Below are 16,017 nucleotides of genomic sequence, written 5' to 3' on the forward strand. Positions count from 1 at the left end.
CCGCTCCGGGTCAGATCCAGCCGCGGATGCGAGCGAGCTGGACGGCCTCGTGCCGGTTGACGGCACCCAGCTTGGCGACAGCCGAGGACAGGTAGTTGCGCACCGTGCCCCGCGACAGCGACACCCGCGCCGCGATCTCCTCCACCGGCGCGCCGCCGGCAGCCAGATCGAGTACCTCGGTCTCGCGCGGCGTCAGCGGGCTGTCCCCGGCCGCGATGGCCTCGGCGGCCAGCTCCGGGTCCACGTAGCGGCCGCCGCGGTGCACCGCCCGCACCACGTCGGCGAGCACCTGCGCGGACACGGTCTTGGGCAGGAAGCCGCGTGCTCCGGCGGCGAGCGCCCGCTTGAGATAGCCGGGCCGCCCGTGGCTGGTCAGGATCACGTTGGCGCATGTGGGCAGGTCGGTACGCAGCGCCTGGGCGACAGCAATGCCGTCCAGGCCGGGCATCTGGAGGTCGAGCAGCGCGACGTCGGGGCGGTGGAGCCGTCCCGTCGCCAGCGCCTCCGGCCCGGATGCCGCCTGCGCGACCACCGTGATGTCGTCTTCCATGGACAGCAGCACTGCCAGCGCACCGCGGATGAGGTTCTCGTCATCGGCGAGCAGCACCTTGATCACCGGCTTGCCTCCGCCACGGTAGCCCCGGCCGGCGCGGGCGGCGGCGTCCCGACCGGGGACGTGCCTTCCACGGCGTCGACGGGGACCGGGAGCCGCGCCTCCAGGACGAAGTAGCCACCCGGCTCCCGGGCCGCGGTGAGAACGCCGCCCAAGCCGGCGAGCCGCTCCTCGAGGCCGGCGAGGCCGCTGCCCGCCCCAGGGGCGGGGGCCGAGCCGCCCAGTCTGGTGGTGCCCGCCGGGACCGCCGCAACGCCGTCGTTGGTGATCCGCAGCACCGCGGTACGCGCGCGACCGGGGCCGCCGCGCACCTCGAGGTCGATGGTGCAGGTGGTGGCCTCGCTGTGATGGATCACGTTGGTGGTCGCCTCTCGGACGACCCATCCCAGCGTGGCCTGCGCGGAGGCAGGCAGGGCCTGATCACGGCCGTCCCGGCTGACCTCGCCGGTGACCCGGCAGGCCACGCCAGCCGAACGCAACAGCGACCGCGCGCCCGCGAGCTCCGCGCCGAGGTCGGCCCGGCGGTAACCGTCGACCACCGCGCGCATCTCGCGCAGCGAATCGTGAGCCACCTGACGGACCTCCAGCATCCGTTTCGCCGTTCCGGCGTCGCCGCGGGTGGCCAGGCGCGCGGCGAGTTCACTCTGGACGGCTATCAGCGACAGGTTATGACCGAGGACGTCATGCAGGTCTCGGGCGAACCGCAGCCGTTCCTCCGCTACGGCCAGGCTGGCGTGGACGGCCCGCGACCGGTCGATCTCCCACACCACACCGAGCATCCAGGTCGAGACCCGGTAGGTGAGCGCCACGAACACGATCGTGGACGCGTAAAACGCGCCCGCCTCGAACGCCGCCTTGCCCGACGCGTTCCCGGGCCCCGAGGTTCCGGCCCCCACGACCGCGACCAGCCCCCCGGCGACGACGGCGCCCAGCGGCACGCAGCCGAGCAGCGCCGGTGTCCGCAGCAGCGGCGCGACCGCCCCGGTCAGCGCGCCACCGGCGATCAGCGCCACGGTGAGCGTGACCGGGACGCCGTCGCCGGTATCGGCGGCGAACCCGGGGACGGCGGCGCCCACCGCGACCACCGCGATGGCGCCCGCGGCGGCCCCGGCAACCAGCCGAGCCGGCGGCCGCGGTCCGCCCAGGTAGGCCGTGAACCCGGCTCGCAGCAGCACGACACAGGCCACGGCATGCAGCGCGGACACCACCAGGAAACCGGCGGCCAGCGGTCCCCAGGCCCCCGCCCGGGAGTTGACCGCGAGCAGCGCCAGTCCTGGCTCGGCGGCGGAGAACAGATAGAGCGGCCACCGGACCATGGCGTCCATGCGCTCGGCGCTGCTCCGCGCGCGCCACCACCGCCACCACCGGGTCATGGAGTCCACACTGTCACGGCCACCACGCCTCGGACGGTCGAGCGCGATCTTCCCGCGTCCCGGCCCGGCGGTCGGTCACCGGCGCGGTTCCCACCGGAACCACCGCCGCGCCGCCCAGCCAGCCGCGCCCGTCCACGCCACCAGTACCAGGGTCGGCACCGCCGCCGCGCCGAACGAGCCGGCGAAGTCGACGACGCGCCCGTCGGTGGTGGTTCCGGTCAGGCCAAGTCGCATCAGGTCGACCACCGGGGTGAGTGGCAGCGCCCGGGCGACGGACTCCCACGGCGCGGCCAGGTCGTCGAGTGGGATGAACAGCCCGCACAGAACCAGCGGCACCAGCAGCACCGGCATGGTCGTCACCTGTGCCAACTCGACACTGGGGGTCACCGCCGTGCTGAGCGCGGCCAGCAGCACGAACACGACCGTGCCGAGTCCGACGGCGGCCACCACGAGCAGCGGGTTCACCGGCGCGGCCAGGTCGAACAGCGCCGCCGTGGCCACGGCGGCCACCACGATCTGCGCCCAAGCCACCGCGACGGCCGGCGCCGCCGTCCCGGCCAGGATTTCGAGGTCACTGGCCTCACCTGCCCGCAGCCGCTTGAGCACCAGGTCCTCACGCCGAGCAACCAGCGTGGTGACGAGGTTGTAGTACACGGCAGCCAGGAGCACGATCGCCGTCAGAGCGGTGATCGCGGCCGCGCCGAGCCCGGCGAACCGGCGGTCCGGGTCCGAGGCCGACATGGCCAGCGGTAGCAGGCTCACCGGGGTTCCGAGAGCGATGAGCAGCGCCACGACGTTACGCCGGAGCAGCACTGCCTCGGCCCGCCCCAGCGACCTGATCCGACGCGCCGCACCGGCGCCGACCATTCCTGGCAGCAGGCGCGCCAGCCCGGTTTCGCCGCTCACGCCGACATCCTGTCCGATCGCCGCGCGCGCATCGCCCGTGCCGGCTGGGCTGGCCGCACCGCTCGGCCTGGCCGTCGGAACTCGCCGGCGAGGGTCTGCTCGGACTGGGCCACGGCGAGAAAGGCCTCTTCCAGCGACGCGGACCGGGCGTCAAGGTTGTGCAGGCGAATCCCATGCCGGTTCCCCCAGGCGAGCAGCACCGCGAGCGTCTGCTGGAGGTCCGCGGTGGTCAGCAGGACCGCGCAGCCGCCCCCGCCGCCGTCGCCCCCACCACCGCCACCGCCACCGCCACCGCCACCGTCGCCGTCGCCACCGCCGTCGCCACCGCCGTCGCCGTCGCCGTCGCCACCGCCGTCGCCGCCCTTGCCCTTGCCTTTCCGACGGCCGAGCCTCGCCTCGGCCAGGTGCAGCTGCGTTCCGGGCAGTTCCGGCAGCTCGACGGGGAGCTCGGCGTCCAGTTCGAACGAGATGCGGGCGGGTTGCGACGCGACCACCTCAGCCGGCGTGCCGGTCCGCACGACCCGGCCCCGATGCATGATCGCCAAATGGTTCGCCAGCACTTCGGCCTCCTCGAGGTAATGGGTGGTGAGCACCACGGTGGTTCCCGCCGCGAGCAGGTTCCCGATCCCGTCCCAGGTCGCACGGCGACTCTCCGGGTCCAGACCGGTTGTCGGCTCGTCGAGGAACAGCACCTCCGGTCGGCCGAGGACGGCCATGGCGAGGTCGAGCCGGCGCCGCTCACCGCCGGACAGCTGCCGGATACGGACCGTCGCCCGGTCATGCACACCGGCGAGTTCGAGCGCCTCGGCGACCGGGCGCGGCGACGTCAGTGTGCCGGCCCACGCCCAGGCCGCCTCCCTGACCGTCAGATCGGCGGGAAACGCCCCGGCCTGGAGCATGATCCCGATTCTGGGGCGTACCAGGCGCCGGTCTCGGAACGGGTCACACCCGAGCACCCTGACGGTGCCGGCGCTCGGCCTGGCCAGACCCTCGAGCACCTCGAGGGTGGAGGTCTTGCCGGCGCCGTTGGTCCCGAGCAGCGCGAACAGCTCGCCTCGACGCACCGAGAACGCCACCCCCCGGACCGCGTCGTAGCCGCGCCTTCCCACCGGGCCATAGCGGCGCCAGAGATCCGTGACGGTGATGACACTGGTGTCTTCGTCCACGACATTCAGCATCCGGCAACATCGGCATCACGAGTGGTGACGTCGTCACCAGATTCAATGAGCCGCATCCGAGTTCACCCATGACATATGTCAGCGATGGCCAGACGTTTTCGTCGACGCCACGTCGGGGGCAAAGGGCGTACGGGTGGGGTCGGCGTGGCTGTTGGGCCGGCGGTGCTGCGTTCTGGACGCCGACGATGGCGTCGTCGACATCGATGTCCGCCCGTCGCGATCTACCCGGCCGCGAATTAGTCGGGGGATACCGCGTCGACAAAGCCGGTCCGGTACGCCCATACCACCGCCTGGGTGCGGTCCCTAACCCCGAGCTTGCCGAGAATCCGCTTGAGATGGGTGCGTACCGTCTCCACGGAGAGGTTCAGCCGTTCGGCGATCTCCTGGTTCGACAGTCCGTCGGCCAGTGTCAGCAGCACCTGCTTCTCGCGTTCGGTGAGCTGGTCGGCCTGTATCAGTCGCTCCCGGTCCGGTGGGCGGCGGCGAGCGAACTTCTCCAGCAGGCGGCGGGTGACCGCTGGCGCGACCAGAGCGTCGCCCGCGGCTACCGTCCGCACCCCGTCCACCAGCTGGTCCGGGGTGGCCCGCTTGAGGAGGAAGCCGTCCGCGCCGGCCGTCAACGCATCCTCGACGACCTGGTCGAGGTCGAACGTGGTCAGAACGAGGACTCTCGGCCGAGGAAGGGGCCAGCTGGCGATCTGGCGGGTTGCCCAGACCCCGTCCCGCCGCGGCATCCGCACGTCCATCAGGACGACGTCGGGGCACTCGCGGCGGGCCAGACGCACCGCGTCCTCACCAGTAGCCGCTTCACCCACCACCCTGATCCCGGGCTCCGCGTCGAGAAGCGCGCGAAGTCCACTACGCACAAGAACGTCGTCATCGGCCAATAGCACATTGATCATGAGATGGCACCGTCGGCGCGGAGCGGAAGCGTGACGAGGACCCGGAACCCGCCCTCGACCGGGCCGGCCTCGAAGGACCCGCCCTCGATCCGCACCCGTTCCCGCATTCCGGCCAGACCTCGCCCCGGCACCGGGCCGGCGAACCCGTCACCTTCGTTGAACACCTCGACCGTGACGCGGCCGGGGTCGGCGCGCATTCGTACCTCGATGCGCCCGGTGCCGCTGTGGCGCACGGCATTTGTCAACGCCTCCCGCACCACGCGGTAGACGGTACGGGCTACACCGGCGGACAGGGCGGGGTCGATCGGCGCCACCTCCAGCTCCACCACTCTGCCGAGCGCCCGGATCCGGTCGACGAGGCCGGCAAGCTCGACGCCCAGGCTCCCACCGTCGCCGTGCGCGCTCACCCGTACTTCGTCCCGCGGGTGCAGCAGCCGAAGCAGCATGTCCAGTTCACCCAGCGCCTCGCGGCCGACGTTCTCGATGTCGGCGAGGGCCTGGCGCGCGAAACCGGGATTGTCGGCGAAGACCCGGCGGGCGACACCCGCCTGCAGCACCACGACGTTGACCGCGTGCCCGAGCGCGTCGTGCAGCTCGCCCGCGAGGCGGGCACGCTCGTCAAACTGCGCCTGTTCCACGGCCAGCTCCCGTTCCCTCGCTTCACCCAGCAACCGGGCCTGCTGTTCCGTCGCGTAGGCGCGGCGAGCCCGAGCGGCATCGCCAGCGATCACTGAGATCAGGAAGCACATCGCGATGCCGCTGAACGTTCCAGCCGTCGGTACGTCACGATCGAACAGCGCATACCCGCCCACCGCGGCCGCGGCCAGTGCCGATCCGGCGAGGCACGGCACGAGCCCGCCGGCGGCGAAGACGCTGAACAGCGCCAGCCAGGCCGGCCACTGCACGGCGCCCGTGGCGAAGCCGGCCGCGGAGTTGACCACCACGGCCACCGACGTCACCGCGCTCGCGGCGAGGGGTGCTGAGTGCCGCCATACCAATGACCACGCCGCGCAAGCGACGAGAGCCGCGCCGAGCAGGCCGGCGGGTCGGTGTGGCGGGTCACCCGGCGAGAGCACCGTCGCGGTGACGGTCACGGCCGCCAGGCCCACGGCCAACCAGACGTCGGAGCGCGCGGGGCGGCTCGTCAAGGTGACGAACGCCGCCCGAACATGGCGGTCCCCGCGCACCTTTCGGGTCGAGCGGCGGGCGGCCGGGCCGGCCACGGCGGTGGAGGACATAGGTCATGGTGACGGTCGTCGGTCCGCCCACGCGACCCCGCTCAGGGCAGCCTCAGGTCACCCATGCGGGTGATGCGGCATCCCCGGGCGGGCAGCCGGAATCCACCCGCCTGGGGGTCGATCCGGATCGGGCGGGAGATCCAGTGTTGGCGCCATGTCAACGATCGACCGGCCCGCCGCGCCGAGCCGCTCCCGCACCGCGGCTTTCTGGTGGTTCGCGCTCAGCGCGGTGGCCATCGCGATGTTCGCCCCGCTGCCGTACCTGACCTCGTCGCTGAGCAGCCTGGCCGATGACCAGAACCGGCTGGCCGCCAACTACGTCGACCGTTCGCTGCCGCTGCGGACCGCGTTCTACCTGCACGTCGTGTTCGGCGGGACGGCCCTGCTCCTGTCACCTATCCAGCTCTCGGCCAGGGTGCGCGCCCGCGCGGCCGGGCTACACCGGGTCGTCGGACGGATCACGATCGCGGCGATCTGCGTCGCGGGCACCGCGGGCGCGGTGCTGGCGCCGGTCAGCCTCGCGGGCGGCGTCGGCACGGCCGGCTTCGGCCTCCTGGCCGTGCTGTGGGTGGTGTTCGCCGTGGCGGCGGCGCGGGCGGCCATCCGGCGGGACATCCGCGCGCACCGGCGCTGGGCGATCCGGACGTTCGCCATGACCTACGCCGCGGTGACCCTCCGCCTGTGGCTGGGCGTGCTGATCGCGGCGCAGAGCGGCATCGCTGGCACCGAGTCCGATCTCGCGTTCGACCGCGCATACCAGGTGGTGCCGTTTCTTTGCTGGGTGCCCAATGTCATCGTCGCCCACTGGATCATCAACAAGTATGCCGGCCCGGCCACCCCCCACTCGGTGGCCCAAACGTGAGCAACCCCGAGGACCAACCCCAAACTCGAGGCGTCACCAGGAGCGGAGGCCCGCCCCCTCATCGCATCACGGCCGCGGATGCCAGCCTCCTGAGGGGCTTCGCCCCAGCCGGGGCTCAGGCGGGTTCCTTGGGGAGGGCGAGGACGCGTTCGGCGAGGATGGTGCGCTGGATCTCGTTGGCTCCGCCGTAGATGGTCTCGGCGCGGCTGTTGAGAAAGGCACGTTGGAAGCCGTCGAGGGCGTAACCGTCGCCGACGATCTCCGCCGACGGGCCGAGCAGCTGCATCGAGAGCTCGCCGAGACGCTGATGCCAGGTGGCCCACTGCAGCTTGGACACGAACGACTCGGAACCGAGGTCGCCGGCGCGGACGAATGCCGCCAGCCTGCTTGCAGATGTTGCGATTGTTGCGGATACTGCGGTTGGCAGACATGCATGGTGGTGGAGGTGGCGGCGATGCCCGGCCAGGTTGACGGCGCGGCCAGGCGGCAAGGCGCCGAGAGAGAGCTCGCCCTGCGGGCGGCGCGGCGCATCGGCGAGTACCTGACGACTCACCCCGGTGAGAACCCGGTCGCGATCAACGGCGAGCTCGCGGGTGACGACGCGCTGGTTGTCCCACGGGAGGCGGCCGTCCTACTCGCGAAGATCCTCGGTTTTCTCGCCAACGGCGAGGGCGTCCATGTGATCCCCGACTCCGCCGAGCTGACCACACAGCAGGCCGCCGAGTTCCTCAACGTCTCCCGCCCCTACCTGATCAAACTCCTGGAATCCGGCGAAATCCCGTTCCGACTGGTCGGCACCCACCGCCGGGTCAGGTTCCAGGACCTGCGCGCCTACAAGAGCCGCGACGACCTGGCCCGGCGGCGCGCGGCCGACGAACTGACCCAGCTGACCCAGGAACTGGGGTTGTACTGACCGATGACCTTCACGGTGGTCTACGACGCCAACGTGCTCTACCCGAACACGTTGCGCGACCTGCTGATCAGAATCGCCCAGTCGGGCCTGGTCCAGGCCAAGTGGACCAGCCAGATCCTCGACGAGATGGTCACCGCGCTCCGCCGCAACCGGCCCGACATTCCGCCCACGCGCCTCGACCGTCTCCGCGACCTCATGAACGCGGCTGTCCGAGACGCCCTGGTTTCCGGCTACGAGCCGCTGATCGACGGGCTCAAGCTCCCGGATCCTGACGACCGGCATGTCCTCGCCGCGGCGGTCAAGACCGGTGCCCAGGTCATCGTCACCCGCAACCTGAAGCACTTCCCCGCCCCCGACCTGGAACCGTGGAACATCGACGCCCAGTCGCCCGACGCCTTCGTGCTGAACCAGATCGGCGTCAAAGGGCGCGCAGTCGCCGCATCCATCCGGCAGATCGCCGATTCCCGGACCAGCCCGCCAGAGTCCATCGACGACGTCCTCGACCAGCTCGAACGCGACGGCCTCGTGGAATCAGTCGCCGCGCTCCGAACGGTCTAGCCACGACCCGCTCGCCGTTGCCACCGCACGGCCGCCACCCGGCCGGCCCACCCTGGTCGTCGACGACCAGCCGCTCGAGTCGTCAGAGTTCGCTGCCGTCGCGGCGCCACGCGTCCCCGCTCCCGCCGATGCCGTCATGGGCTGCGTCCCTCGCGCTCGCTGCATCGCGCAGGGCTGCCTGGACGAGGTCACCGTCCGGTTCCCCGACGCGGAGGATGCTGAGGCGTCCTTCTGGTTCGAAGATGGCGAGGTGAACCGTGGACAAGTCGGCGATGCCCTTGCAGCGCAGCGTGGAGTACAGGTCTTCGGGCGTGAGCCGGCAGCGGCGTAGTGCGTTGTCGCGCATGACACCGTCATAGACGAGAATGGTGGGAGAGTGTTCGAGGAGTCGACGGAAGACCCTCCGGCGGCTCATCCGGACCCGAGCCACGATTCGGTGTGCGATGACGAGTGTGACCAGGGCGACGGCGCCGACCGCGTAGGCGGTGTCGGAGGCGGTCGCGGTGCGCCCGAGGATCGCCCCGAGGGCGACCATGGCGACGACGTCAAAAGGGGCAAGCTCGGCGAGGGTACGCCGTTCCCCCGCACGTAGGAGGAACAGCGCGGTGAGGTAGAGCAGAAACGCCTTCAGGGCGGTCCAGCCGAGCTGACTCCACGCGGCCGTCAGCATGCCTCGCCTCGTCGCGCAGCGCGGTTCCCTACCGTGTTCACAGCCGCCACCGCCGTGCCGGGGGCTGCACGAAGAATTCGGCGAGGGCATGTCGGAGGCCGTTTCGTTCTGCCCCGCAATCGTTCTCCTCCGCGGCCGGCGGAACTGTTTCGACTGGAACCAGCAGCGCGGCGGGCGCGTTTACCTCCGTGACGACGTTAATCACTCTCCCTTTTCTGCCAGGGCCACCGCCCGGTGACCTCCAGCTCAATCGCAAAACTGAGGAAGGTACGGATCAGCACGATCACACCCAGAACACCCAGGCTGGTGAATGTCGGTGCGATGGCGACCGTGCGGATGATGTCCGCCGCAACAAGGAACTCCAATCCCAACAGGATCGAACGTCCGAGATTCTCGCGGTAGGAACGGTAGGTGGACTGTTCTCCAGGACGCAGGCGGAATGCGGCGAGGATCGTTGCGGCCAATGTTCCCATGACGATGACGGCTACACCCGCCGCTTCGACGCCTTTAACCACGGTCTCCAGAACCTGCTGAAACTCCACGTATGCTCCTCAGCCCCCATCTCGGCCCGACTGTTCCGCGCCATTTCGGGAAGGAGCGCGACGCGGCGATGGGGCGGTCGGGGCGAGCGACTCGGCGAGCATCGACATGCGACGGGGCGGCGGCCGGTGACGGCGAAACGCGCGCCCGCGTCGCCCAGCCTGCGGGCCGCGTCGATGGCGCGGCCGGTCAGGACCTTATCCGACGTGGCCAACGTTCTGTCGACGTCGGCAAGCAACAGGCGGATCACCGGCCTGGTGATCGGCCTTCACCGAGGTGCCAGCGGTGAGAAGATTGGGCTTTGTCGAGAGCTTGTTCACCTGAAATGAGGAGCACCTTCACAGTGAAGACCACCGATGCCTTCACGGGCTTTCGCCGCGCGAATGTGTCGTTAACGGACAGGGTGTCGATAATCCCACCGCGGCCCGGTCCCGCGCTGCAGGATTCCTCGCTCGCCACACGGTATGACACTTACCCAGATGATCGACCAGTCTCCGGGGCAGGACACAGCGGGCATGAATGACATGCTGCGGTAGATCACCTACTGTGACCACCCGTGAAACCGTGACCCGTTCGAGATCATCGGTTCGCCCGTCAGTCGGCTGGGGATGATGCGCAGTGGTGTGACCGACGGTAAAAGGGGCGGAGGTTTCATGACGGACACGGACGAGGTTTTCGATGTAATCGTGATAGGTGCGGGACCGGTCGGGGAGATCGCCGCCGCCCGCGCCGTCCGGGGCGGTCTGACGGCGGCGATCGTGGAGGAGCGTCTGGCCGGCGGTGAGTGCGCCTACTACGCGTGCGTTCCGAGCAAGGCGCTGCTGCGGCCGGTGGACCTGGCCGCCGAGGTGAGCCGGATGCCAGGACCGGAGCTGCGCGGGCCGATCGATACCGCCGCGGTGCTGGCCCGCCGCGACGAGGCCGTCTCCCACCTCGACGACGGCGGCCAGGTGAGCTGGATCGAGAACCTTCCGGCGACGTTCGTCCGTGGTCGGGGGCGGCTGGCCAGGCCCCTGCGGGTCGAGGCGACGACGCCGGACGGCGGAACCCGGGCGTTGCGGGCCCGGCACGCCGTCGTGGTCGCGACCGGCAGCGACCCCGCGATCCCGGACGTACCCGGGCTGCGGGAGGCACGCCCGTGGACGAATCGGGAGGCGACCGCCGTCCAGCAGGTGCCCAAGCGCCTGGTCGTGATCGGCGGTGGGCCCGTCGGCTGCGAGATGTCCCAGGCACTGCACGCCCTCGGCGCCGAGGAGACGACCATGCTGGTACGCGACGACCGGCTGCTCACCCGGACCGAGCCGTTCGCCGGTGAGCTGCTGACGACGTCGTTCCGAGCCTCGGGCATCGACGTGCGCCTCGGCCGCTCGCCCATCCGGGTCGAGCGGCCGCTCCCGGACGGCCCAGTGACCGTCCAGACCGACGACGGCTCGCGGGTCGAGGCCGACGAGATCCTCGTTGGCGCGGGCCGCCGGGTGGCCGTCGGCGACCTCGGCCTGGAGACTGTCGGCCTGACGGCGGACGGCCCTATCGAGGTGGACGCGAGCACGCGAGCCACCGGCATCGCCGACGGCTGGCTGTACGCCGTCGGCGACGTCAACGGCCGCAACCTGCTCACCCACATGGGCAAGTACCAGGCCCGGGTGTGCGGCGACGTGATCGCCGCCCGCGCTGGCGGCCAGCCCGACGACCGGCCGAGGCTACGCGACATTGCCGACGACCGGGCCACCCCCCAGGTCATCTTCACCGACCCGCAGGTCTGCGCGGTCGGCCGCACGGAGTCCCGGGCCCGCGCCGACGGCTTCGCGGTGCGCACAGCGGACTACGACATGGGCGCGGTCGAGGGCGCCCAACTGCAGGCCACGGGCTACACCGGCCGCGCGAAACTGGTCGTCGACGAGGATCGCCGCGTCGTGCTCGGCGCCACCTTCGTCGCTCCCGGCGTGGTTGATCTGCTGCATTCGGCGACCATCGCGGTGGCCGCCGAGGTCCCCCTCGACCAGCTGTGGCACGCCGTCCCCTCGTTCCCGACCGTAAGCGAGATCTGGCTGGAACTGTTGGAGGCGTACGGCCTGTGACTCCCTTCGAGAGCGCCGACGACACCATTTGCCTGTGGAAGGTGTCCTGAGCCGCCGGAGTCGCCCTGTACTGCTCCGGATCTGGCGGTTCCAGCGTGGCGCTATCCGACGTGGCGGAGTGCGGCGGCGACCAGCGTGCGGGCTGTGTCGGCCGCACTCGCGATCGCCTGGTCGGGTGGAAGCCCGCACAGGTCGGTGAGCGTGAAGTACGCCTCGGCGCTCATCACGACGGCGAGGCCGTGCCGCAGTTGATCCCAGCCGGCGGCGTCGGCGGCGGCCATCTCGGCCGCCACGGGTGCCAGCGCATGATCGATCAGGCCGAACCGGTGCAAGGGACGGGTCGCGGCGGCCGTCGGCCGCGTCACCGTTCCCGCGATGACAGCCCTGACCGCCCCCTCGTAGGCGGCCACCCCACGCAGCAGGAACTCGGTGGCGAAGCCGATCCGTTCGACCGGGTCGGCGCTGGCGGCCACCGGGGCGAGCGCCTCGGCGGGATCCGGCCACAGGCCGACGTTCGCCTCCTGGACCAGCGAGAACAGGTCGGGGAAGTAGCGGTACGCGGTGGCCTCCGACACCCGGGCGGTCTGCGCGACCCTGGGCATGGTCATCTCGGTGCCCGACCTGATGAGCGAGCGAGCGGCCTCGACGATCGCGGTCCGGGTCCGCTCCTTCTGGTGGGCGCGCCCGCTGGGCGCGGGCACCGCCGATGTCGTCACGCGGCCCAGAGTGAGCCATCCTGCCCGCTCGGTCAAGTCGACTCTCATAACGAGAGTGCACTTGCATGAATACCCGGCAATCGATACGGTTTTCGTGAGAGTTGACTCTCGTGAGCTGGAGGACCGGATGACGACCACGCGCACGGTGCGGACCTCGGAGGCGGGCACGGTGCCCGTCACGTTCGACGACAGCGGAGAAGGCCGCCCGGTGCTGCTGCTGCACGGCGGCGGCGGGCCCCAGACGGTCAGCGCCTTCGGCGAGCGGCTCGTCGCGGCCGGCGGCGTGCGCGTCATCGTCCCGACGCACCCGGGCTTCGCCGGCACCCCGCGACCCGACGAGCTCGCCACCGTCGGCGGGCTCGCCGCCCTGTACGACGCCCTGGTCGCCGAGCTCGGGCTGTCCGACGTGGCCGTCGTCGGCAACTCCCTCGGAGGCTGGATCGCGGCGGAGACGGCGATCCTCGGCTCGCCCCGAGTCACCGGCTCCGTGCTGATCGACGCGGTCGGCCTCGAGGTGGCAGGCCACCCGGTCGTCGACTTCTTCGCCCTCCCGCTCGAGAAGATCGCCAACTACAGCTACCGCCAACTACAGCTACTACGCCCCGGACCAGTTCCGGATCGACCCCACGGCGCTGCCCCCTGAGGCACAGGCCCTCATGGCGGGCAACCACGCGGCGCTCGCGGTCTACGGCGGCACATCGATGACCGACCCCGGGCTGGCCGCCAGGCTCGCCGCGGTCCGGATCCCCACGCTCGTCCTGTGGGGCGAGGCCGACCGCATAGCCGACCCCGACTACGGAAGGGCCTACGCCGCCGCGATCCCGGGCGCGACGTACACCCTGCTGCGCGGCACCGGCCATCTCCCGCAGCTGGAGACACCCGGGCAGACCCTGCGCGCCGTGAGGTCGGCGGTCCTGCGCCGCGCCGAGGTCTCGGTGGTCCCTCCGGGCGAGGGCGAGCTCACGGTCAGCGGTCCCGTGACCATGCGGATCCTCGAGGACGGCACCACCACGGCCCACCGGCTCGGCCTCGGCGAGATCACCCTCGCGCCGCATACCGAGGGGCCGCCCCAGCACCGGCACGCCCGCCACGACGAGGGCTTCTACATGGTCGCGGCACGGCCCGTTTCACCGTCGGTGACACCGCCTACGACGCGCCGGCGGGCACACTGGTGATGGTGCCGCCTGGGGCGCCGCACACCTTCGCCAACCCCGGCGACGAGCCAGCGGTGCTCCTGAACACCTTCACCCCGGACCTCTACGTCCAGTACTTCCGCGACCTGCGTGACATGATCAGACCGGGCGGAGCGCCGACCGGCGAGGCCGTCGTCGGCGTCATGGCCCGGTACGCCACGGAGCCAGCCACCGACTACGCCTAGCGGAAAGCACCCCATGAGGCGCTGAAGGCGAAAGAGGAGCCGTATACGTCTCGCCGTTCTACTCGCAATACCAGGCAGAAACCGCGCTCGGCGCCATGACTGAGGCACAGCTCGTCGAACCTGGAAGAGCTGGAAGAGGGTGTCAGCGTACGAGGTCCTCGCCGGATCCCCGGCGAGCAGGGCCACGGTATGGCCTTCGCGCTCCACGCGCGCTCTGCGCGAGTCGACGCATCGTCCAAGGCTCGCCGGCCGCCATGGGCCAGACGGTTGGCCGCCGCTTCCCAACGTGTACCCGAGCCGGCGGCCAGCGGCGAGCCCCTGACGCTGATCATGTGAACGACCGACGGGCAGAGACCCGCGTCTGGATGCGCACGGTCCACGGGCTCGTCGGCGGGATCGCCGGTGGCGTCCTGCTCTCCTCCGCCGTGGGAACGGGTCTGTGGATGCGAGATCCGGGCCGGGCCGAGGCAGTCCCGAGCGGCACCGTTCACCTGAACGGTGACGTCTCCGGGCTCGCCGCATTCCCCGCAGCCCACGTCATGGTTGTCTGCGCCTTGCCTGGGGATTTCAGGGTGTACGACACGGCCGATCCGCTCCAAATATCAGAGTCGCACCGGGAGTCCATGCCATCCGGTCGGTTCGTGGCCGACTTCTCGCCCCGAGGAGATTTTCTGGCGGTCGGTGTCAGCGGGGGCACCGACATCCAGCCCGCACTGAATGTATGGCGAGTGTCCGATGGCGAGCCCACAGGTCGCGAGGAGCTTCCCGACTTCAAATATGACGTCCGCGACACCCAGGCCGTCACGTTCTCGCCAGACGGAGAACTGATGATCACGGGCCACAAGAGCGGCAAGGTGTTCGCGTGGCCGACAGCCAGCTGGCCGACAGCCACCGGGAAGGCAAACACCGGGACGCGGCGCACGCTGGTGCCGTTCCCGGACGACCTGCCGGCCACCGAGCCCGTCGCGCCATCGGGCCCCGTCGCGGCCATGGCGTTCGTGGCACCCAGAACGATCGTGATACTGAAGGAAGGCGGCGAGACCGTGTTCCTTTCCCTCGCGCCGTCTGGCGAGCCGGACGTTCGACACGCCGTCGTGCACGGCACGAAGACGAGCTCGAAGACGAGCGCGATCGCGGCGGCACCGCGCCCTCGGCTACTGGCCACGGCCTCTGACGTGGGAGACGTCCACCTGTGGAGCTCCACCGACTCGGCGGGCATACTCACCGAGTTCGCCGTACTGGAGCGGAGTGGAAGCGTCAGTTCCCTGACGTTCTCCGCCGACGGTGCGACGCTCGCCCTGGGGACCTCGACGGGCGGAATCGAGTTGTGGAGCGTCGCGGCGCCACCGTACCGCCTGCTTCGTTCATGGGAGGCGCACCACGGCAGGGTACATACCGTCAGGTACTTGTCTGATCGGCTTCTCGCGAGCGTCACCGACGACGCAGACGTGAAGGTCTGGGGCTCGCTGTAGGGCGGTGGCAGGAACGGGGTCTGACACGTTCGCAGTACGGATACCCGGGACGCGGCGGGCAGGGAGTCGTGGTGGCCGGCACTGCCGCCGCTCTTTCCCTCGATGCCGCGCCAGTACGCCTCCACGTCGCGCGAGACAGGCGCGTCATCGCGCTCGGCTCTGGCGTGATTACACGCGACCTGCTCTGGCGAACGTGGGTTCCCCCATCAACGAGGGTCCGCGAGCCGCCGTTCCAACTCTGCTTCGACGGCTTGTCGGTTCCGCCGCCATAGTCGTCGTGCCTTCGGGTTACGCCCCATTCCCCTCCGGTCGGAAGCCCGTTCCCGGTCCCTCGCGAGTTCCAAGCGTTCGCGCAGCTGCTCCACCGACAGCCCAGGAAGATCATCGCCCCACTCGTCAAGGAGCTTCCATCTCGACATGGTGATCAGGTCTATCACCCTCACCGGCCGACAACAAACCATTTGGGTCCCAGCGCCCCCAACGGCGCCCGGACACGCCCCAGTTCCTGGGGACGACTTCGGACCTATCAGGCAGGCGCTCGGGCAGCCGTTACAAGATCGCCGTGATTGCCGCGACTGTTTCGTCGGCCCAGGTGTGGTCGAGTGGACCGACGTCAAAGA

At 70.6% G+C, this 16,017-nt stretch carries 18 protein-coding genes; 8 read left to right on the plus strand and 10 right to left on the minus strand.

What is annotated here, in order from left to right; translation table 11 throughout:
• Positions 1 to 10: 10 nt before the first annotated feature.
• The 6 genes from BCD48_RS38090 to BCD48_RS38115 all read right to left on the minus strand — a co-directional run bounded on the left by BCD48_RS38090 (position 11) and on the right by BCD48_RS38115 (position 6,210).
• Positions 11 to 616 carry a response regulator transcription factor gene (locus BCD48_RS38090; protein ID WP_071053238.1) on the minus strand — a complete coding sequence of 202 codons (606 nt, stop codon included), beginning with the start codon at positions 614 to 616 and terminating at the stop codon, positions 11 to 13.
• Positions 613 to 1,938, minus strand: a complete 1,326-nt coding sequence (locus BCD48_RS38095; protein ID WP_071053276.1) for a sensor histidine kinase — start codon at positions 1,936 to 1,938, stop codon at positions 613 to 615. Before BCD48_RS38095 ends, BCD48_RS38090 begins: the two co-directional genes overlap by 4 nt.
• Positions 1,939 to 2,061: 123 nt before the next feature.
• Positions 2,062 to 2,892: an ABC transporter permease gene (locus BCD48_RS38100; RefSeq protein WP_083419816.1), complete on the minus strand. Its 831-nt coding sequence runs from the start codon at positions 2,890 to 2,892 to the stop codon at positions 2,062 to 2,064.
• Positions 2,889 to 4,070, minus strand: coding sequence for an ABC transporter ATP-binding protein (locus BCD48_RS38105; RefSeq protein ID WP_071053239.1), 1,182 nt, complete (start codon positions 4,068 to 4,070; stop codon positions 2,889 to 2,891). The genes BCD48_RS38100 and BCD48_RS38105 overlap by 4 nt, the downstream gene beginning before the upstream one ends.
• Before the next feature lie 236 nt (positions 4,071 to 4,306).
• Entirely contained in the window at positions 4,307 to 4,972 is a 666-nt protein-coding gene (locus BCD48_RS38110; RefSeq protein WP_071053240.1) for a response regulator, read from the minus strand.
• On the minus strand, positions 4,969 to 6,210 hold the full coding sequence (locus tag BCD48_RS38115) for a sensor histidine kinase (RefSeq protein ID WP_083419817.1): 1,242 nt from the start codon (positions 6,208 to 6,210) through the stop codon (positions 4,969 to 4,971). The genes BCD48_RS38110 and BCD48_RS38115 overlap by 4 nt, the downstream gene beginning before the upstream one ends.
• A gap of 154 nt (positions 6,211 to 6,364) precedes the next feature.
• Here BCD48_RS38115 and BCD48_RS38120 point away from each other — a divergent pair, with 154 nt between their 5' ends.
• Complete coding sequence (locus tag BCD48_RS38120; RefSeq protein ID WP_071053241.1) at positions 6,365 to 7,072, plus strand: DUF2306 domain-containing protein; 708 nt, start codon at positions 6,365 to 6,367, stop codon at positions 7,070 to 7,072.
• 115 nt (positions 7,073 to 7,187) lie between these two features.
• Here BCD48_RS38120 and BCD48_RS54475 read toward each other — a convergent pair whose 3' ends face one another.
• Complete coding sequence (locus BCD48_RS54475; RefSeq protein WP_241842315.1) at positions 7,188 to 7,625, minus strand: acyl-CoA dehydrogenase family protein; 438 nt, start codon at positions 7,623 to 7,625, stop codon at positions 7,188 to 7,190.
• Between BCD48_RS54475 and BCD48_RS38130 the strand changes: the two genes are divergently transcribed.
• The gene (locus tag BCD48_RS38130) at positions 7,527 to 7,985 is read left to right on the plus strand and encodes a helix-turn-helix domain-containing protein (protein ID WP_071053279.1); all 459 of its coding nucleotides are present in this window, start codon (positions 7,527 to 7,529) and stop codon (positions 7,983 to 7,985) included. The two genes, BCD48_RS54475 and BCD48_RS38130, sit on opposite strands and share 99 nt — an antisense overlap.
• A gap of 3 nt (positions 7,986 to 7,988) precedes the next feature.
• A complete protein-coding gene (locus BCD48_RS38135) occupies positions 7,989 to 8,543 on the plus strand; it encodes a PIN domain-containing protein (protein WP_071053243.1) in 555 nt (184 codons plus the stop codon).
• Positions 8,544 to 8,625: 82 nt separating this feature from the next.
• On the opposite strand, the gene BCD48_RS38140 is transcribed toward BCD48_RS38135, so the two are convergent.
• A complete protein-coding gene (locus tag BCD48_RS38140) occupies positions 8,626 to 9,213 on the minus strand; it encodes a DUF421 domain-containing protein (RefSeq protein WP_071053244.1) in 588 nt (195 codons plus the stop codon).
• Between the two features lie 197 nt (positions 9,214 to 9,410).
• Positions 9,411 to 9,755: a DUF1622 domain-containing protein gene (locus tag BCD48_RS38145; protein WP_071053245.1), complete on the minus strand. Its 345-nt coding sequence runs from the start codon at positions 9,753 to 9,755 to the stop codon at positions 9,411 to 9,413.
• A 651-nt stretch (positions 9,756 to 10,406) separates the two neighbouring features.
• Between BCD48_RS38145 and BCD48_RS38150 the strand changes: the two genes are divergently transcribed.
• Entirely contained in the window at positions 10,407 to 11,831 is a 1,425-nt protein-coding gene (locus tag BCD48_RS38150; RefSeq protein ID WP_071053246.1) for a dihydrolipoyl dehydrogenase family protein, read from the plus strand.
• Positions 11,832 to 11,932: 101 nt separating this feature from the next.
• Here BCD48_RS38150 and BCD48_RS38155 read toward each other — a convergent pair whose 3' ends face one another.
• Entirely contained in the window at positions 11,933 to 12,583 is a 651-nt protein-coding gene (locus BCD48_RS38155) for a TetR/AcrR family transcriptional regulator (protein ID WP_241842316.1), read from the minus strand.
• Positions 12,584 to 12,674: 91 nt separating this feature from the next.
• Here BCD48_RS38155 and BCD48_RS55180 point away from each other — a divergent pair, with 91 nt between their 5' ends.
• From BCD48_RS55180 to BCD48_RS38170, 4 genes are all read left to right on the plus strand, one after another.
• Positions 12,675 to 13,190 (plus strand): alpha/beta fold hydrolase, encoded by a 516-nt coding sequence (locus BCD48_RS55180; protein ID WP_071053247.1) that lies wholly within the window; start codon positions 12,675 to 12,677, stop codon positions 13,188 to 13,190.
• A gap of 13 nt (positions 13,191 to 13,203) precedes the next feature.
• Positions 13,204 to 13,722: an alpha/beta fold hydrolase gene (locus BCD48_RS56995; protein ID WP_491677199.1), complete on the plus strand. Its 519-nt coding sequence runs from the start codon at positions 13,204 to 13,206 to the stop codon at positions 13,720 to 13,722.
• The gene (locus tag BCD48_RS57000) at positions 13,719 to 13,925 is read left to right on the plus strand and encodes a cupin domain-containing protein (RefSeq protein ID WP_241842317.1); all 207 of its coding nucleotides are present in this window, start codon (positions 13,719 to 13,721) and stop codon (positions 13,923 to 13,925) included. Before BCD48_RS56995 ends, BCD48_RS57000 begins: the two co-directional genes overlap by 4 nt.
• Before the next feature lie 332 nt (positions 13,926 to 14,257).
• The gene (locus BCD48_RS38170) at positions 14,258 to 15,397 is read left to right on the plus strand and encodes a WD40 repeat domain-containing protein (RefSeq protein ID WP_071053248.1); all 1,140 of its coding nucleotides are present in this window, start codon (positions 14,258 to 14,260) and stop codon (positions 15,395 to 15,397) included.
• The last annotated feature ends 620 nt before the right edge of the window (positions 15,398 to 16,017 follow it).

It is taken from the genome of Pseudofrankia coriaricola (assembly GCF_001854805.1).
In the GTDB taxonomy this organism is placed as follows: domain Bacteria; phylum Actinomycetota; class Actinomycetes; order Frankiales; family Frankiaceae; genus Pseudofrankia.